This window comes from Geobacillus sp. CCR (assembly GCF_052906625.1).
In genome coordinates this window covers 1-1,864 of record NZ_JBREBQ010000088.1, presented here as the reverse complement: position 1 = coordinate 1,864, position 1,864 = coordinate 1, and the positions used below count along the sequence as shown (strand labels likewise).

The 1,864-nt window shown below is 55.4% G+C and carries 1 protein-coding gene and 1 pseudogene; both read left to right on the top strand.

The features are described from left to right. On the top strand, positions 1-1,220 hold a 1,220-nt coding region (locus tag ACVBDQ_RS17935), incomplete at its 5' end, for a DDE-type integrase/transposase/recombinase (protein WP_446663394.1). 325 nt (positions 1,221-1,545) lie between these two features. Beyond that, positions 1,546-1,758: pseudogene (locus ACVBDQ_RS17930) on the top strand (hypothetical protein); the annotation flags it as partial. Between the last annotated feature and the right edge of the window lie 106 nt (positions 1,759-1,864).

Sequence of the window (1,864 nt, the reverse complement as noted above, 5' to 3'; positions counted from 1 at the left end):
CCCAGCACGGACGTCCTTTGCGGCCCATCCAGCGCCGCGCGAAGGCGAAACACCGTGTTCCGGATTCGTTGACCTGCCCTCGCTGCCAGGCTCCCTCTTCTTACCTGTACGCCAATAACGGCGGAAACGGGCAATACCAATGCAAAGTGTGCCAGTGCCGGTTCAACCACCGGAACCGGTTCACCAAGCAAGCGGTCTTTCGCTGCCCGCACTGCAAAAAGACGCTGGAAAAGATCAAGGAACGCAAAGAATACCACATCTATAAGTGCAAGAACAACGATTGCCCGTTTTACCAGGCCAACCTTCGCCGGATGACCAAGAAGGAGCGCCAACAGTTTCAACAGGATCCTCAAGCCTTCAAGGTGCGGTATTTGTTTCGAGAGTTCTTGTTTGACTTTCTCCCGTTGGCTTCCTCGTCGCCCATCCAACCGAAGGTCGATTTGTCCCGGCTGGCTGCGTCGCCGCACGTATTGGGGCTCGTGTTGACGTACTACGTCAACTTTGGGATGTCCTCGAGGGAGACCGCCGCCGCCATGAAGGACATCCATGGCGTCTCGATCTCCCATCAGACGGTGCTCAACTACGCCAACAGCGCCGCGCTTTGGATCAAGCCCTTTGTCGACCGGTTCCCGTATGAGCTGTCCGGTTCGTTTTGCGGGGACGAGACGTATATTCGCGTCAAAGGGCGCTGGCATTACCTGTTCTTTATGTTTGATGCCGTCAAAAAGATCGTGCTGTCGTATCGCGTCTCGCCCAAGCGGGACACGCTCTCGGCCATCCAGGCCATCGATGATGTCCTGCGAAAGCTGCCGTCCCTCCCAGACGACTTGTCGTTTGTCGTGGATGGCAACCCGATTTACCGGCTGGCGCAACACTTCTTCGCCCAGCACGGGATTTCGTTTGACGTCCGCCAGGTGATCGGCCTAACCAACGAAGATCCGGTCTCGGAAGAGTTTCGCCCTCTCAAACAGATCATCGAGCGATTCAACCGGACCTTTAAAGGCAACTACCGCCCGACCCATGGGTTTGGTGCGGAAGAAGGCTCGGTGTCCTTTGTGACGCTGTTTGTGGCGTATTTCAACTTCCTGCGCCCGCATAGCGCACTCGAAGGCCGGGTCCCGGTCGTCATCCCGGAACTGGCGGATCTTCCGCATATGCCGGCCCGGTGGACGAAGCTCATCGCCATGGCACAAGCGTTTCTCCAACAAGAGGCGGCCTGACTTTTTTGTCCGCCGGAGCCCGTTGAACAGAACTCCTGCCGGATTCGGCGAAGCGAACCCTTGACCAACCGAACACCGCCAAAGGTAAAATTCGGTCATGGCAAGGGCGGCTTTCTTATTGCCTTCTTTTTTGTCCCCGTCGCCCTTGACGACTCTTCCGCACCTTTGGCGGGTGTTGGTCAAGGGCGAATCCGGCCCTCCGCATGCCCCACGATGCTCAATGGGATGATCTGTGTGGAGTTTTCATAGAACTTTTGACGCTACCTCAATGACGTCCTTTTTCAGCTGATGCCCGTACAACAGGCACATCGTGGCCAATGCGTTGATCACACGGGGACAGCCTCGCGATTGCAGAACGATCGCCTCCAACGACGATGGGGTGAAGATCGGATGCTTTTTCTACGTCGGCGCGGGCAATGTAGAAAAAGGCATCGTTTACCCGCACCACCACCCGCGCTTTACGATTGACGAAGACGCGCTTGAGATCGGCGTGCAAATGTTTGTCGCGGCGACGTTGAACTCACATTTCGCACCCTAACAAGGTCAAAACAAAGGATTTTTTATTTAGTTTTTCAGAATAACTTTTTGACCAACACAACGAGCGATGGCAATCCTTTTTTTACCATCGCTGGTCGTTCCGTATC